The organism is Halorubrum sp. SD626R (assembly GCF_001261915.1).
Lineage (GTDB): Archaea > Halobacteriota > Halobacteria > Halobacteriales > Haloferacaceae > Halorubrum.
The window spans coordinates 23,322-37,759 of sequence record NZ_CVRT01000141.1 but is presented as its reverse complement, the minus strand read 5'-3'; the positions used below and the strand labels follow the sequence as shown (position 1 = coordinate 37,759).

The window sequence follows — 14,438 nt, the reverse complement described above, 5'->3', positions numbered from 1 at the left end:
CAAAGCTCTCTCGTCATCACGAGACGCCGAAGGCGTCTCGAACGACAGCGAGCGTACGTCGCCCTCGAGGCTGGGGTTTTGGAGGTGTTCCCCGGGGAGTCGTCAGTCACGTACAGCCGAGCGGCCGAGGCTTGGGGACCGCCCTGGGCGCAGGAGAGCACCATTCACAGCCGACCGACATATCGAACCGATTCTTAAATCGACAGGATCGCGTTCACCAGCGTCCGGGTCGCGATCGCGGTCGCCGCGCCGAGCCACGTCAGCAGGACGAAGTGGATGTACCCGTTCGCGGGGTTGCCGCCGTCGATCCGGCGGATCATCTGCGAGGAGAGGGCGGCGTTGAACAGCACCACGGTGAGCAGCAGGTACTCGATCAGCGGGATGTCGTACGCGCCGGGGTAGACGATCTGGCCGATGTCCATCTGTTGCAGTCCGAAGTCGGCGGTCAGGTCCGCCAGGATCGCGACGATCTCCAGCCCGATGAAGAAGGCGAACGTCGCCGCCGCCGTGATCCCGTACAGCAGCCCGATGAACGTCATCGCCGCCTGTCGGCGCTGCTCGCGCAGCTGGTTTACGGCGTTCATGTTCTTCGAGATCAGCTCGCCGAGCATCTTCGGGTCCCCGCCCATCCGCCGGCCGACGAGGTACATCTCGGAGAACTTCTGGATGAGGTACGACCGCGTGTCATACGTGAATTCCTCCCACGCGCCTTCGGTGCTGATCCGCATGTTGAGCCGGCGGTAGAGCCGTTCGATCGCGGGCGAGAGGTCGCCGAAGTTCTTGTCGCGCAGCGTGGTCAGCACGTCCGTCGTCGTCGACTGCTTGGCGCTCTCGGTGGCGCCGAGCGCCCGGACGAACGAGGGGAACTCGCCGTCGCGGGCCGTGATCATCTGTTCCTCCTTCCGGAGGACGACGCCGGTGATGAACAGCGGCGAGATGGGAACCGCGAGGTACAGCGGGAGCCGGACGTCGTCGATGAAGAAGAGCAGCCCGGGGAGCCCGGGGCCGTAACCGAACATGCCGGCCGCGGTGATCCCGATGAGCACGAAGGAGAGCCCGCCGCCGATCCCCAGCGACGCCCACAGCTTCAGGTCGCCCGGCGCGCGCTCGTCCGGGTGGAACCAGATCGGGTCGTACGGCGAGGTCGCCCGGATCATCGCGTAGAAGCCGAGCTGGACGAAGACGAACAGCACGATGACGGCCGCCACCGTCGCCGTCGGGTCGTTGCCGGTTAAGATTGGGAGGACGATGGCGAACACCAGCGCGAACGTCATCGAGAGGATCATCGACATGTACAGGTCCTTCATCACCTCCAAGTTCGCCAGCGAGGACTCGTACACCGTCTCGTACTTCGCGAGCATGACGTCCTGCTCGGAGACGAGGAACTCCTCTAACGACTGGCCCGCCCCCATCGTGTAGCCGAGCCGGTCGAAGAAGTCGGCCATCGCGTCGGAGGGGACCTCCTCGGCCCGGCGGCGACACGCGTCGTCGAGGCTCTGGTTCCAGGTGTCGACGAGGTGGACGACCCGGCCGATCTCCTCGGCCGCGGCCCCGTACTCCTCCTCCTTCGCGAGGGTCCGAAACACCTCCATGCGCTCGATGTTCGTCGTCGACAGCACGGTCATGTGCGTCATCACGAGGTGAAGCTGATTGTCGATCTGGTTCTCCAGGTTGGAGAGGTAGATCTTCGGGTAGATGACGCCCGCGACGAGCACGAGCCCGCCGAACATCGGGACAGGGACCCGCGCCGCGAACGGCAGCGGGAGGACGAACAGCCCGACGACGCTCGCGCCGAACACGAGGACCGCCGGTATCAACACGAGCCCGACGTACTTCCGCTTCGAGATGTCGAGCTTGTCGTACGACTCCATGACGGCCGAAGTCAGCTCGGCCGCGGTCGCGAGCCCGTTGCCGACCTCTTTCACCGCCATGCTACTGTGTGACTCCTTTCATCGTCGGCTCACCCGACGTTCCGGTGCATGTCGAAGGGGAGCCCCTCGACGCCGTCGCGCTGGAAGGAGTTGATCGCGTCGTTCACCTCGTGGTAGCCGAGGATTCCCTCCTGGATCATCCGCTCGATGAGCTCCGCGCGGAACTCGAGGTCGTCGTAGATGTCGCGCGTGTCTGCGTACCCCAGCAGCGTCGCGATCTGCTCTTCGAGCACGTAGGAGTTGTTCATCCCCTGGAAGACGATCTCGTCCTCGACGGGGTCCCAGCTGAACACCTCGCGGGTGACGACCCCCTCCATCTCCTTGGAGTACCCCTCGATCTCCTGGACGCTCGTCACCCGCCGGAGCACGTCGTCGCCCTGCTTCACCCGGTTCTGGAACAGCGCCACGTCGGCGTTGTCCATGAACGTCTCCGGGACGTTGATCGGCTCGGAGGTGAACCGCTGGATCATCGAGACGATGTCGGACGCGTGGAACGTCAGCATGACCGGGTGCCCGGTCTGGGCCGCCTGGAACGCCATGCGCCCCTCTGCGCCCCGGACCTCGCCCACGATGATGTAGTCTGGCCGCGACCGCAGCGCGGCGGCGACGAGGTCGAACATGTCGACGTCGGAGGAGCCCTCGCCGCCGCCCTCGCGGGTCAGCAGCTGCTGCCAGGTGCTGTGCGGCGGGATGACCTCGGCGGTGTCCTCCGCGGTGTAGATCTTCGAGTCGTCGGGGATGTACGAGAGGATGGCGTTCAGCGTCGTCGTCTTCCCGGACGCGGTCTCCCCGACCACGAACACGGTCTGTTCGTTCTCCAGACAGAGCCAGAGGTACGCCGACAGCTGCGGCGAGAGCGTCCCCCAGTGGGTGATCTGATTGATCGACAGCGGCACCTCGTCGCCCTGCCGGATCGTGAGCGAGGACCCCTTCAGCGAGACGTCGTCGGAGTAGATGATGTTGATACGGGAGCCGTCGGGGAGCGTGGAGTCGACGATCGGATCGGAGTCGGAGAGCGGGTCGCCCATCCGCTCGCCCATGTTGCGCAGCCAGTTGTCGAACTCCTGCGGGGTGCCGAAGTCGACGGTGGTCTCTAGCATACCGAACGTTCCGTGGTCGACGTGACACTCCTTGGGGCCGATGACGTGGATGTCCTCGTTGGCCGGGTCACGCATGATCGGTTCGAGAGGGCCGAGCCCGACGATGTCGCGGTTGAGCCGGTAGCGGATGTTCTCGTAGGTCTCCTCCGTGATAGAGAGTTTCCCCATGTTGAGGACTTTCGAGAGGTTGCCGCGGAGGCCGCCGTTCTGCTCGTCGATGTGCGTGACTCCCTCTAACAGCTCCTCGATGAGGTCGTCGTACTCCGCCTCGTTATCCGGGGCCGTGTGTTGGCCGCTCACCGTGAGCAGCCGGTTTTTCACCTCGTCGAGGATCTCCGCCTGCGGGCCGGACAGCTCCGGCTCGATGGCGTAGTACTTCGTGTCCTGCCCGAGGTCGCCGTAGATGTGGCTGTAGATCGGCCCGCCGACGGGGTAGATGACGTTCGGCCGGTTGGACTCGTACTCGTCTTTCGGCTCCTCGATGAACTGCGGGAACTCCCCGGTGATCTGTTTGAACTCCCGGAGGTGTTCCCGGAGGTGCGGCCGCCGCATGGCGGCCTTCCGGAGCTCTTCCGACGGTTTCGCGGTTCCGTGTTCGGTCATGGTCTACGCCGTGCCTCCTGTCGGATCGGTCGCGTCCCGACCTCGGGACGGCCCTGCGTCGACGCGCTCATCTGTTCAGGCGACGCTCCGGCTCTCGATGACGATCCCGGTGCCCGACCGGACCGAGAACCCGATCGTGTCGCCGACCTGTTCGCCCATGCCCGCGAAGCGCTTCACGTTGATCTGCCGGCGGATGTCGTTGCCGACCTCGATCATCTCCAACTGGAGGAACACGTCGGCGATCGACCGGAACGGGCCGATCGCGTCGTCGTCGACCGCCGAGGGGTCGACGGTGAGCACGACCACCTTCCCCTGCGAGATGATCTCGCGGAAGAAGGAGATGATCTCCAGGGCGGCCTGCCGCTCCTCGTTCTTCCGGACGAGCGCCTCGAACGTCGGGTCGTTCCGGAAGATGGCGTCGAACGTGTCGAGGAAGATCACGTCGGAGTTCCACATCGCCTCCGCGTCCATTAGCCGCTTGAGCAGCTCCTTGCGCTCGCCGTCGCCGTCGGAGAACGCGCCGCCGGAGTCGAAGTCGGCGTGGAGGAAGAGCAGCTCCTCGTTCAACAGCGGCTTCACCATGTCGTACTCCAGCGAGTGCATCTGGTCGATGAACCCGCGCACGGTGAGCTCCGTCGACATCAGCGTGACGGACGCCCCTTCCTCGACGAGCCCGTAGGCGAACCGCTGGGAGATAGCGCTCTTCCCGGCGCCGTAGTCGCCCTCCATGAGGACGATACTGCCGCGGGGGATCCCCCCGCCGAGCTCCTTGTTCAGCCGGTCGCGCTCGCCGAGTCCGATCGAGAGTAGGTTATCGTGTGGCATCGGATCACTCCACCCGGAACTGGAACAGCTCCTCGTCGCCGTTCACCGTGAGGTACACCCGGTGGTCGGTGCCCGCGGCGAGCCCGTCGCTCGTCCCCTCTAATTGGTTCACGTCGATCGTGAGACGCAGCACGTCGCCGCGGTCCCACGCCGCGCCGTCGCCGGCCGAGACGAGCTCGCCGTCGGTCGCGTTCGGCGGGACGTATCTTCCGTTAAAGACGATGTCGAGACCGGAGCCGTCGGGGCTGAGCCGCTGCGTCCCGGTGTTCTTTATCAACAGCGTCACGTTTTCGTTCCCGTTCTCGTTGTACACCCCGGCGCTCGCGTCGGAGATGATCGTCACGTCGGTCCGGAGCTGCTCGGTCGCGTCGATCCCGGCGTCCTCGACGGCCGCGCTCACGCGGTCGACGCCGGTCGTGATGGTGCCGACGACCCCCGCGGCGATCACGAGGCTCGCGATGAACAGGATGAGGTGGGAGACCGGAACGCTGGCCATCTACGCGCTCACCTCCGCGGCGTCGCGGACGCCGGACTCGACGACGAGGACGACGCGGGTCTCGCCGCCGACCACGTCGGTCGAGAGGTCGGTCTCCGCCACGGTCACCGTCAGCGTCTCGCCGCCGAGCCAGAGCTCGGTGTCGGCGTCGCCGTCGACGGTCGTGTCCGCGACCTCCCCGCCCACGTCGACGTACTCGTTGTCGACGACGAGGGTCGCGTCGCTCGCGACGAGCCCGACCGAGCCGTCGTTGGTCGCCTCGACCGTTAGCGTCGAGCCGTCGTACGTCGCGTTCGTCACGGCGAAATCGGTGTTCTGCCGCTCCAGCGAGCGCTCCTGGATACCCTGTTGCGCGTCGGTGACGCGGTCGAACCCGTTGGCCGCGACGGGGTAGAACGCGGTGAACGCGAAGAACAGCCCCGCGACGATGATGGCCGTCGACGCGGAGACGCTAACGCCCATCGCCCCACCCTCCGTCGGCCGGGTCGACGCGGTCGGAACGCGGGTTCGGGTCGTTCATGGGTCGCGGGGAGCCGCCGTTCCGATCGCGTCCCTCTGGTCGGTCGCCACCGCGGTTCGCTCGTCCCTCGTCGCGGTTCGCCCGCCCCTCGTCGCGTCCGGACCGCTCGTCGCGCCGTCCCGCGTCGGCGTGGCCGTTCGCTCGGGGCTCCGCGGGGTCGTCGCGCCGGCGCCCGTCGCGCTCGCCGCGTTGCCGGCCACCGCGGTCCTCGCGTCGGCCGCGGCCTCGACCGCGGTCGCGTCCGCCGACCGGCGGCGGGCCGCCGCCGACCAGCGAGCCGCCGGCGAGGTCGTCCCACCGGTCGAGCAGGAGGAGGTGGCCGCTCGTCCCGTTGAGCTGGGTCACGTACCGGAGGCTGCGCGTGTGGTGCTCGCGGACCAGCCGGTCGGTCCCCGGCCGGTCGACGAGGTTGCGGTCGATCGTGCCGAACCCGGAGAGGAAGTCGCGGAGCCGCGCCGCGGCCTCGGGGCCGACCCACTCGATGCGCTCGTAGTAGTTGATCGCGCGGACCGCGTCGGTGACGTCGCTCTCGGAGACGAGGAACTCCAGCCACTCCATCACGAGGAGGTCGCCGACGTAGTCGCCGGGGAGCTCCGTGAGGTACGGCTTCCCGCGCCCCCCGGAGAGGTCGTCCTCGCCGACGTATTCGAAGCCGTCGCCGTTCGCCTCGGCCGGGTCGCCACCGGGGCGCGGGCCGCGCGTGCGGCCCGCCGCCGGCTCCGGTTCGGGCTCGGGTTCCGGTTCGGGCTCGGGTTCCGGTTCGGGCTCCGGCCCGTGGCCGTTCGTCGCGGGGTCGGCGTCGCCCGCGGGCTCCTCCTCGAAGCCGTCCGCCCCCTCGTCGAACGACTCGACGTCGTCGCCGAGACCGTCGTCGAAGGGGTCCGTCTCGTCGCCGAGGTCGTCGTCGAACGAGTCGTCCCCGTCGTCGAACGGGTCCCCGTCCGCGGGAGCGCCGGCGTCGCCGTCGCCCCCCTCCTCGTCGGCCCAGTCGGCCTCCCCGGCGTCGTACTCCTCTTTCAGTTCGCTGAAGCTCTTTCCGTCGTCGTTCATGTCGTCTCCCTCGTCCGCCGCCGCGGTCTCGGACGCGGCGTCGGCGGAGTCGCCGTCGTCCGTGTGGTCGTCGTCCGGTTCCCCGTCCAGCTCGCCGAACTCGTCGTCCCCGTCGTCGAACTCGTCGTCGAGCATCTCATCGTCGAAGAAGCCGTCGGCGTCGGCGCTCGCGACGTCCTCGTCGAGCCCGTCGGCCTCCTCCGCTTCCTCCTCGCCGTCGAAGAGCCCGAAGGATCCCTCGCCGCCGCCGTTGACGCTATCGAAGCCGCTGGAGTCGTCGACGAAGGGGTTGATCCCGCGAGTGACCATCTCGTAGATGTCGAGCAGGTTCCGGACGTCCTCCTCGATGTCGTCGACCGCGGCCGAGATCTCCTCGTTCTCCGACCGGACCGTGGACACCGTCGAGGAGAGCGAGGCGACCTCGTTCTCCAGGTCGTCGAGCCGCTTCTCCAGCTCGTCGGTGTCGGCGCCGGCGGCGCCGCCGCCACCGCCGTCGTCGAAGTCGTCCATCCCGTCGAAGTCGTCCATCCCGTCGAAGTCGTCGAAGCCGTCGCCGCCGCCGTCCATCCCGCCACCGCCCATCCCTCCGCCGCCGCTCATCCCGCCGCCGAAGGGATCGTCGTCGCCGCCCGCGCCCCCGGAGTCGTCGTCGGAGCCGTCGTCGTCGAGGAAGCGGTCGAGGACGCTCGCACCGACGAGCCCCAGCGTGGCGACTGTCCAGGCGGCCGTTGGAGCTCCCCACACCGGTAGTTCGAGGCCCATTACCGAGTACGACCCGCAGAACACACTTCAATTCACCCCTCAAAATATCATCAGTGAGAAGACGGCGCGCTCCCCGACGGCGGGCGCGCCCCCCGCTCGTGCGGGGCGGAGAGCGCACGCCGCGGGGCGCCGCTCAGAGGGTGCGCTCGAACCCGTCGGCCGCCCGGACGACGAGCCCGCCGTCCCGCCCGAACCGGACGGTGCGACCGACGCCGTCGCCGACGTCGCTGGCGACGATGGGGACGCCCGCCGAGGCGAGGCGGCGCTCGGCCCGCTCGACGTTCCGCGGGCCGACGGCGTCGGTGAGGTCGAGCATCTCGGCGCCGCCGGCGACGCGCGCCTCCAGCCGGTCGGGCGCCGCGCCGGCCGCGACGAGGTCGTCGACGAGCGCGTCGATACCCGCGTCGACGTACTTCCCCCGGCGGGCGGCGGCCGTCCGCTCCTCGTCGCTCGTCGGTAACATCGCGTGGAGGAGTCCGCGGACGCCCGCCCGCTCGTCGACGAGCGCGACCGCGACGCAGGAGCCGAGCCCGCTCGTCGTCAGCGTCTCCCCGTCGGTCGCGACGGCCAGTTCGCCGACGCCGACCTTGATCCGGCGCTCGGCGGCGTCCCCGCGTCCGGTCCCGCTCGCCTCGCGATACCCGTCGCCGCCGCCGTCGTCGCGGTCCCGCGACCCGCGGCCGCGGGACGACGAAGGGTGGCTCACGTCTCCGAGAGGCGGTCGAGGGCCCGCGCCAGTTCGCGCTCGTCCGGGAGCGCGTACACGTCGCACCGCGCCTGGAGGCCCTCCGTCTGGATCGCGGCGTCGATCACGAACCCGTAGTCCTGCCGGCGGCTCAGCTTGGCGACCAGCGGGCTGATGGTCGCCGAGCCGATGTCGTGGACGAACTCCGGCGGCGAGTGGGTGATCGAGGTGCCGAGCACGTTCGCCCAGCCGTCGATGAACCCGCTCGTCATCACGTTGCCGAGCTCGCAGAGCGCGTTCTCCGCCATCCCCCCGAGCGGCTCGTCCGGCTCGCTCGGGAGCATCGACTCCGCGATCGCCGCCGCCGACTCCTCCTCGAAGAGGATCGCGAGATAGCCGCTCGGTTCTCCTTGGAGCTCGAAGACGGTGCCCGCGTGCGGCTCGACGCCGACCTCCGCGGGCACGTCGGCGAGCGGGACGAACCGCAGCCGACTCACGTCGACGGTCGTGTCGAGCCCGGTCATCATCGAGATGTTGTCGGCGGCGTTCGCCGACCCCCGCTTCGCTAGCGACGCGAACGTCGACAGCGACTCGTACGGGACCGCGGTGCTACCCCCGGCGGCGTCCCCGCCTCCGGCAGCCGCCTCCGCCCCCGCGGTCGCGGCCGGCGCCGTCTTCCCGACGACGAGGTCGCGGAACGGCCCGGAGTCCGGCAGCATGTAGATGGAGAAGTCGAGGTCGGTCGTCGTCGCGTCCAGCCGGCTCTCGAAGAGGAAGACGCCGTCGCCGGCGAGCGCCCCGTCGGGGAGGACGGCGGCGCCGTCGGCCTCGAAGTACCGCGGCGGCGACATGTCGATCGCCTTCCCGAGGTAGTTCGCCCAGCCGTCGAGGAAGCCGCCGAGCGCGATGTTACCGACCTCGGTCACCGCGCTGCGCTCCATCGACGCGCCGCCGGGTAACAGCGAGAGCAGCGCGTCGACGTTGGCGGCGTCGAACGCGAGCACCGCCTCGCCCTCCAGCCCGCCGCGGAGCCCGACGCTCACGCCGATCGACTCGCGGCCCGCGAACGCCTCGGCGAGGTCCTCGCCGCTGGCGACGCTCGCGCCCGTGACCTCCACCGCGAGGTCGGTCCCCGTGAGGTCCGAGAGCGCGCCGGCGGCCTGCTCGGCCCCGCGCTCCGCCAAGCGGTTGCACGCGCCGAGCGCCCGGACGTCGACCCGCATTATACCGCCGATCCGATGGCGTCGAGCACGTTCGGCTTCTGGAACGGCTTCGTGATGTACCCCTCCGCGCCGGCCTTGATGGCGGCCTTCATCTTCTCCTCCTGGCCGACGCTGGTACACATGATCACCGTCGCTCCCGGGTTCTCTTCGAGGATCTCCGTCGTCGCCTCGATCCCGTCGCGGATCGGCATGACGATGTCCATCATCACGAGGTCGGGGCCGTGCTCCTCGTACATGTTAACCGCCTCCACGCCGTTTTCGGCCTCGCCGACGATCTCGAACTCCCCCTCCAGTATCTCCCGGAGGAGGTTCCGCATGAACTCCGAGTCGTCCGCGATGAGCACGCGCGTTGCCATGGTTGTCTCGAAGGCGGGTCAGCGGTCACTTAACGGCTCCCCCGCGGTTCTCAGCACTGAGAACGGACTCGCCCGCGACGCCGAGCGACGAACGGGGAACCGCGAGGGCGGCCGGCGACTCCAACGCCCGCACCGGATTATCGTTTCGGAGAACTCGGGTCGGTTGTCGCGACCCGACTCGGACAGAATCGACCGACGGCAACGGTGTTCGACCGCCGGCCGAGCCCCGAAGAGTTAAGACCGACCGCGGTCCGGTTCCCATGAGGATGAAGACCTGTCCCCGGTGCGAGTCGTCGATCGACGACGAGGCCAGCTACTGCGTCGACTGCGGCGCCCCCCAGACCGAGGCGGCCGCCGAGGAGCTCGACGAGTACGTGCAGCGACAGGCACAGCAGATCGCCGGCGACTCGGGCGGGGGCGGGGACGGATTCGGCGATGGATCCGCCGGCGACGACGGCGACGGCTTCCTCTCGACCGAGGAGCTCACCGACAGGGAACAGCTCTGGCGGCGGGGCTGTTACGTCGCCGGGTACGGGACGGTCGTCGTCGCGCTCACGCTCGTCCCGCAGATCGGTGCGTTCCCCCTCATTCTCGGCGGGATCGCGATCCTCCCGCCGGTCCGCCGCCTGACGGCGGAGCCGCTCGGGAGCCCGCTGAAACGCGAGGTGATGGCCGGGCTGTACGCGGTGCTCGTCCTGATCGGCGCGGCGCTGCTGTTCCTCTTGTAACGACGGGCTCCGCCTCACTCGATCCGGAACCCGCCCGCCTCCTCCGCGGCGCGGACGAGGTCACCGATACTGTCGCTCGCCGTGAGTCCCTGGCTCGCGGCGAACCGCTTGATCGCCACCGGGGGCACGTCGACCGTCGTCTCGCTCGCGACGAGCAGCAGCCCGAGCGCCTCCGGCGTCGGCGAGCTCGGGCCCGCGTTCGACGCGAACCACGTCACGAGCGAGTCGAACGTCGCCGTCACGTCGTTCGACACCATCCGCTGGCGACTGGTGTCGCCGTCGGCGTGGAGCGTCGCGTCGATCCCGTAGGCGAACCCGTCGCCGTCGAAGGAGTTCGCCAGCCACCGGCTCACCGCCTGCCGGTCGACCTGTGATGGGCCGCGGTCGTCCTGCGGAGGGCTCGCGCCACCGCCGCCCGCCGCGCCTCTCTGACCGCGCCCCGGATCCGGCGGTCGCCGCTCGGCCGCGCTCTCCGGGTCCGCGGCCGTGAACCCCGTCTCGTCCCCGGGACGCTGGTCCGGCTGCGCCCGGCGAATGTTGGGACGCCCGTTCGTCCCGACGACGTACCGGCTGTCCCCGATCTCGACGACGCTCTCGTCGTCGGTGAAGTCGAGCTCGTCGGGGTCGGCCGGCGGGGCGTCCGGGTCGGCCGCCGGTGCGTCGCGGTCGCTCATGGCGTAGCCGTGGTCGCGCGAGAAAATAGGTGTTCCGGGCGGAAGGATCCGCCAGGAGCTTGCTACTGCTTACTGCTCGTTACAGCGACACAGCACTACGATCAACCAGCGAGTCAGGCACACGGAGCTCTTCCACGGTAGATGCGCCAGAGGCTGTAGTGAACGTGAGCGTCACACGATCGCCGCCCCCGAGATCGCTACCGAAGTCAGCATCAGCATCAAACGTGATGATATACCGATCACTTTGATCAGTGATTACATTGTTGCCACTTGACTCAGCAGTGAGAGCGGATATGTCGCTGTTATTGAGAACAGCCTGATTAACGTTACTATTAGTTACTGCCTCGTAGGTGACCTCTTCTAGATCGATGTTGTTCGCACCGGGTGACTTCGAAACAGTAACATTGACTTCGGAGACGCTTTGATTACTAATAGTCACACCGGCCGCACTCTGGACTTCGATCCGGTCGCCAACCTGTGATGATGCTTCTTCGCCCGTTGCCTCCGCCTGCGTCTGAAGGAAGCCGGCCGTGTTGATCAGGACGCCGGCGGCGATCGCCGCCACCAGCACCATCGCGATGAACACGATGAGGGTCCCGATCCCCACTTGCCCGCGCTCTTCCTCGTCGAGTATGTTTTCGAACATTGGTTGTTTTCCGTCGGCCCCCGGCCTGCCCGGCGGGCGTTACCAATACGGAGTGGGATTTCCCTATTAAAGACTTCGCGCCGATTATCCAACCTGATAAACCACTGCAGTCATGCGATTATCGGATTAATTTCACGAAAATAATTTCTGCAATTATCAACGACTTCTCGATCCGGTTATCGAATCCGATATCTGGGCTGCAGCGAGTGTGCGTCCCGATGCCGGGCGATCCGCCGACGATTCCCGAACCGGATCGCGCGGGTGCCGTGGCTACTCTATTCTCTCCGTGCTTACGATGGGACGATGTGAGAACGGATCCGCGCCGTCGACGCCGCGCTCCTCCGTGTCGTGCCTCGCTGACGGCGCGGGTCGCTATCGGTCCTGAATCCGCGTGAGCTCCGACTCCGGGATCACCAGCTCCCGCGTGCCCGGCTCGTAGACGGCGAGGCTCCCGGCGACGAGCGCCATCGACGCGGCCACCAGCCCGGTGTTGATCAGAAGCAGCGCCTGCGCGTTCGCGAACGACGTCTGAAAGGCGGCGACCGGCGTCGCGACGGCGGCGACGACGACGAGTCCGAAGCCGACGGCCAGGTACGCCATCGCGGTGCGGCCCGACGACCGATACGCCGCGACCGCGAACGCCAGCAGCGTCGCGCTCGCGCCCGCCAACACGGTGGTCGTCACGAGATACAACCCCTCGATGAGCTCCATGCCCGCCCTCCTCGGAGTCGACACATAAACCCACGGTGGCGGCTATCACCGGCGATAACATCCCACCTTCCGCTCGCGGCGCCGCCGACGGCCGCTCGCTCCTCGTCGCCCGCTCCATCCCGCGTCCGCGGTGCTCGCGCCCACCGGTACCCTTTTAAGCTGTAAAAATCAACAGCGATAACGTGAATGGTGGGGGATAACCTGATCACGGTGCTCGGGAACAAGTACAACACGGACATCCTGACGGCGACCGGCGACGCGATGTCCGCGCAGGACCTGAGCGACGAGCTCGACGTTCCGATCGCGACGTGTTACCGCCGGATCAACGAGCTGGAGGAGGCCGACCTCCTCGAACTCCACGACCGGCCGCTCTCGGACGAGCACCGCCGCGTGAAGGTGTACCGCCGGAAGGTCGACGGCGTCGAGGTCGACTTCCGCGACGGGCTCACGGTGGAGGTCGAAGAGCGCTCCGCGGTGAAGAACCGGCTCGACGACGTGTGGCGCGACCTCTCGTCGAAGTAGTACCCTCCCGCGACGTTCCCCCCCCCGCGCCGTCCGCTTCCGTTCCGTTCCGGCTCAGAACGACGGCTGGTTGTCAGAGCCGCCCATCATCGAGAACCCGCCGGCCCGCTCGTGGACGGTGATCCCGCCCTCGCCGATCTCCATCGGGAAGATGTCGGTGTCGATGTCCTGTTTCCGCATCTTCGCCACCCAGACGTACCGGTTCACGCCCGAGTCTGTCGGCGTCTGAATGAAGTAGATGTTCCCGTCCGTGAGGAAGTTCTCCAGGCCGACCTCGGTGTCGGGGAAGACGGCGCCCTGCTCGTTGATGAGCAGCGAGGTCAGCCCGTTCCCCTTGAGGATGTCGGAGAACTTCAGGAGGTACGTCCGCTTCTCCTGTTCGGCGTCGAAGAAGAGCTGGAACATCGACAGCGAGTCGAGCACCAGCCGGTCGAAGTCGCCGTCCTCGATCGTGTCGAGCAGCCGGTCGACCGCCGTCGAGAAGTCGGTCTCGCGGAGCATCTCCCGCTTGTCCAAGATCACGATGTCGCCGCTGTCGACGGCGTCGCCGAACCCGTCGAGACCGATCGACTCCGCGGCGCCGCGGATGTCCGCCTCGTCCTCCTCGAAGGAGACGTAGACGCCGCGTTCGCCGTGTTCCGTGACGCCGTGGTGGAGGTACTGAATTCCGAAGATGCTCTTGCCGGTCCCGGGGTTCCCGGAGACGAGTACCGTCGACCGCTCCGTGATGCCGCCGGTGAGGATCGAGTCGAGCCCCTCGACCCCGGTGGAGACGAGTTCTGACATTCGTCCCACCATTGGCGACGGGAGTATATAAAAGACGATCCGACGCGACCGGCCGGACCGACGGCGACAGCTTTATTTCTCGACACGCCGCCCATTCCTGTATGCCCGGTGAAGCGTCTCCCGTCGACTCCGGCGGTGATCGGCGGTGAGCGACCCCTCGGTCCTCGTCGTGGAAGACGAGCCCGACATCGCCGCGCTGTACGCCGGCTTCCTCGAAGGGCGGTACGATGTCGACCGCGCCGAGACCGCCGCGGAGGCGATCGACCGGGTCGACGAGGCCGTCGACGTGGTGCTTCTCGACCGCCGGCTCCCGGACGGAAGCGGCGACGACGTGCTCGAACACATCCGCGAGGCCGGCCACGACTGCCGAGTCGCGATGGTCACCGCGGTCGAGCCCGACTTCGACATCATCGACATGGGGTTCGACCTGTATCTCACCAAGCCCGTCAGCCGCTCGAAGCTGCTGGCGGCGATCGACACCCTTCTCACCCGCAGCGAGTACGACGACCTCGTCCAGGAGGCGGCGGCCCTCGCGAGCAAGCGCGCGGTGCTCAGTTCGCAGAAGCCCGCCGCCCAGCGCGAGGGGAACGAGGCGTACGCCGAGCTCGTCGAGCGACTGGAGGACCTCGACGCCGACATCGACGACCTCGGGGAGTCGCTCTCGGCCGACGACTACCGCGCGATGTTCCGCGACCTCGGCGAGGCCTGACGCTCACTCGCGTTCTCGCTCTCACTCGCGCCCCGATCCGCCCGTTGCCACCCGTTTAACACCCGTTGTCAGACCCGATCCGTCGGTTCTCACACTTCCGAGGCGCTCCTT

The 14,438-nt window shown here is 67.9% G+C and carries 16 protein-coding genes; 3 read left to right on the top strand and 13 right to left on the bottom strand.

From position 1 onward, the window contains the following. Positions 1–194: 194 nt before the first annotated feature. The 9 genes from flaJ to cheY all read right to left on the bottom strand — a co-directional run bounded on the left by flaJ (position 195) and on the right by cheY (position 9,551). Positions 195–1,931 (bottom strand): archaellar assembly protein FlaJ, encoded by a 1,737-nt coding sequence (gene flaJ / locus SD626R_RS13770; RefSeq protein WP_092566910.1) that lies wholly within the window; start codon positions 1,929–1,931, stop codon positions 195–197. Positions 1,932–1,960: 29 nt separating this feature from the next. Next, positions 1,961–3,634, bottom strand: a complete 1,674-nt coding sequence (locus SD626R_RS13765) for a type II/IV secretion system ATPase subunit (protein ID WP_092566909.1) — start codon at positions 3,632–3,634, stop codon at positions 1,961–1,963. A 75-nt stretch (positions 3,635–3,709) separates the two neighbouring features. Continuing rightward, entirely contained in the window at positions 3,710–4,459 is a 750-nt protein-coding gene (locus tag SD626R_RS13760; protein WP_092566908.1) for an archaellum protein ArlH, read from the bottom strand. Between the two features lie 4 nt (positions 4,460–4,463). Continuing rightward, positions 4,464–4,955, bottom strand: coding sequence for an archaellum stator protein ArlG (locus tag SD626R_RS13755; protein WP_092566907.1), 492 nt, complete (start codon positions 4,953–4,955; stop codon positions 4,464–4,466). After that, complete coding sequence (locus SD626R_RS13750) at positions 4,956–5,417, bottom strand: archaellum stator protein ArlF (RefSeq protein WP_092566906.1); 462 nt, start codon at positions 5,415–5,417, stop codon at positions 4,956–4,958. Next, positions 5,407–7,287 (bottom strand): FlaD/FlaE family flagellar protein, encoded by a 1,881-nt coding sequence (locus tag SD626R_RS13745; protein WP_092566905.1) that lies wholly within the window; start codon positions 7,285–7,287, stop codon positions 5,407–5,409. The genes SD626R_RS13750 and SD626R_RS13745 overlap by 11 nt, the downstream gene beginning before the upstream one ends. A gap of 133 nt (positions 7,288–7,420) precedes the next feature. After that, a complete protein-coding gene (locus SD626R_RS13740) occupies positions 7,421–7,993 on the bottom strand; it encodes a chemotaxis protein CheD (RefSeq protein WP_092566904.1) in 573 nt (190 codons plus the stop codon). Beyond that, on the bottom strand, positions 7,990–9,195 hold the full coding sequence (locus SD626R_RS13735) for a chemotaxis protein CheC (RefSeq protein ID WP_092566903.1): 1,206 nt from the start codon (positions 9,193–9,195) through the stop codon (positions 7,990–7,992). The genes SD626R_RS13740 and SD626R_RS13735 overlap by 4 nt, the downstream gene beginning before the upstream one ends. Next, positions 9,195–9,551: a chemotaxis protein CheY gene (cheY, locus tag SD626R_RS13730; RefSeq protein WP_092566902.1), complete on the bottom strand. Its 357-nt coding sequence runs from the start codon at positions 9,549–9,551 to the stop codon at positions 9,195–9,197. The genes SD626R_RS13735 and cheY overlap by 1 nt, the downstream gene beginning before the upstream one ends. A 266-nt stretch (positions 9,552–9,817) precedes the next feature. Here cheY and SD626R_RS13725 point away from each other — a divergent pair, with 266 nt between their 5' ends. Beyond that, a complete protein-coding gene (locus tag SD626R_RS13725) occupies positions 9,818–10,279 on the top strand; it encodes a zinc ribbon domain-containing protein (RefSeq protein WP_092566901.1) in 462 nt (153 codons plus the stop codon). A gap of 14 nt (positions 10,280–10,293) precedes the next feature. On the opposite strand, the gene SD626R_RS13720 is transcribed toward SD626R_RS13725, so the two are convergent. The 3 genes from SD626R_RS13720 to SD626R_RS13710 all read right to left on the bottom strand — a co-directional run bounded on the left by SD626R_RS13720 (position 10,294) and on the right by SD626R_RS13710 (position 12,310). Continuing rightward, positions 10,294–10,953, bottom strand: coding sequence for a DUF7500 family protein (locus tag SD626R_RS13720; protein WP_092566900.1), 660 nt, complete (start codon positions 10,951–10,953; stop codon positions 10,294–10,296). A gap of 79 nt (positions 10,954–11,032) precedes the next feature. Further along, positions 11,033–11,599, bottom strand: coding sequence for an archaellin/type IV pilin N-terminal domain-containing protein (locus SD626R_RS13715; protein WP_092566899.1), 567 nt, complete (start codon positions 11,597–11,599; stop codon positions 11,033–11,035). A gap of 372 nt (positions 11,600–11,971) precedes the next feature. Continuing rightward, on the bottom strand, positions 11,972–12,310 hold the full coding sequence (locus SD626R_RS13710) for a hypothetical protein (RefSeq protein WP_092566898.1): 339 nt from the start codon (positions 12,308–12,310) through the stop codon (positions 11,972–11,974). A gap of 186 nt (positions 12,311–12,496) precedes the next feature. Here SD626R_RS13710 and SD626R_RS13705 point away from each other — a divergent pair, with 186 nt between their 5' ends. Then, a complete protein-coding gene (locus tag SD626R_RS13705) occupies positions 12,497–12,832 on the top strand; it encodes a helix-turn-helix domain-containing protein (RefSeq protein ID WP_092566897.1) in 336 nt (111 codons plus the stop codon). 54 nt (positions 12,833–12,886) lie between these two features. Here the strand turns inward: SD626R_RS13705 and SD626R_RS13700 are convergent, their stop codons facing one another. Continuing rightward, positions 12,887–13,618, bottom strand: coding sequence for an RAD55 family ATPase (locus tag SD626R_RS13700; protein WP_092566896.1), 732 nt, complete (start codon positions 13,616–13,618; stop codon positions 12,887–12,889). Between the two features lie 145 nt (positions 13,619–13,763). Here SD626R_RS13700 and SD626R_RS13695 point away from each other — a divergent pair, with 145 nt between their 5' ends. After that, complete coding sequence (locus SD626R_RS13695) at positions 13,764–14,327, top strand: HalX domain-containing protein (protein WP_092566895.1); 564 nt, start codon at positions 13,764–13,766, stop codon at positions 14,325–14,327. Positions 14,328–14,438 lie beyond the last annotated feature (111 nt).

Bases quoted from the DNA above. Each gene is read 5' to 3' on its own strand.
- flaJ (WP_092566910.1), bottom strand. From the start codon at position 1,931: ATGGCGGTGAAAGAGGTCGGCAACGGGCTCGCGACCGCGGCCGAGCTG.
- SD626R_RS13765 (WP_092566909.1), bottom strand. From the start codon at position 3,634: ATGACCGAACACGGAACCGCGAAACCGTCGGAAGAGCTCCGGAAGGCC.
- SD626R_RS13760 (WP_092566908.1), bottom strand. From the start codon at position 4,459: ATGCCACACGATAACCTACTCTCGATCGGACTCGGCGAGCGCGACCGG.
- SD626R_RS13755 (WP_092566907.1), bottom strand. From the start codon at position 4,955: ATGGCCAGCGTTCCGGTCTCCCACCTCATCCTGTTCATCGCGAGCCTC.
- SD626R_RS13750 (WP_092566906.1), bottom strand. From the start codon at position 5,417: ATGGGCGTTAGCGTCTCCGCGTCGACGGCCATCATCGTCGCGGGGCTG.
- SD626R_RS13745 (WP_092566905.1), bottom strand. From the start codon at position 7,287: ATGGGCCTCGAACTACCGGTGTGGGGAGCTCCAACGGCCGCCTGGACA.
- SD626R_RS13735 (WP_092566903.1), bottom strand. From the start codon at position 9,195: ATGCGGGTCGACGTCCGGGCGCTCGGCGCGTGCAACCGCTTGGCGGAG.
- cheY (WP_092566902.1), bottom strand. From the start codon at position 9,551: ATGGCAACGCGCGTGCTCATCGCGGACGACTCGGAGTTCATGCGGAAC.
- SD626R_RS13725 (WP_092566901.1), top strand. From the start codon at position 9,818: ATGAAGACCTGTCCCCGGTGCGAGTCGTCGATCGACGACGAGGCCAGC.
- SD626R_RS13720 (WP_092566900.1), bottom strand. From the start codon at position 10,953: ATGAGCGACCGCGACGCACCGGCGGCCGACCCGGACGCCCCGCCGGCC.
- SD626R_RS13715 (WP_092566899.1), bottom strand. From the start codon at position 11,599: ATGTTCGAAAACATACTCGACGAGGAAGAGCGCGGGCAAGTGGGGATC.
- SD626R_RS13710 (WP_092566898.1), bottom strand. From the start codon at position 12,310: ATGGAGCTCATCGAGGGGTTGTATCTCGTGACGACCACCGTGTTGGCG.
- SD626R_RS13705 (WP_092566897.1), top strand. From the start codon at position 12,497: ATGGTGGGGGATAACCTGATCACGGTGCTCGGGAACAAGTACAACACG.
- SD626R_RS13700 (WP_092566896.1), bottom strand. From the start codon at position 13,618: ATGTCAGAACTCGTCTCCACCGGGGTCGAGGGGCTCGACTCGATCCTC.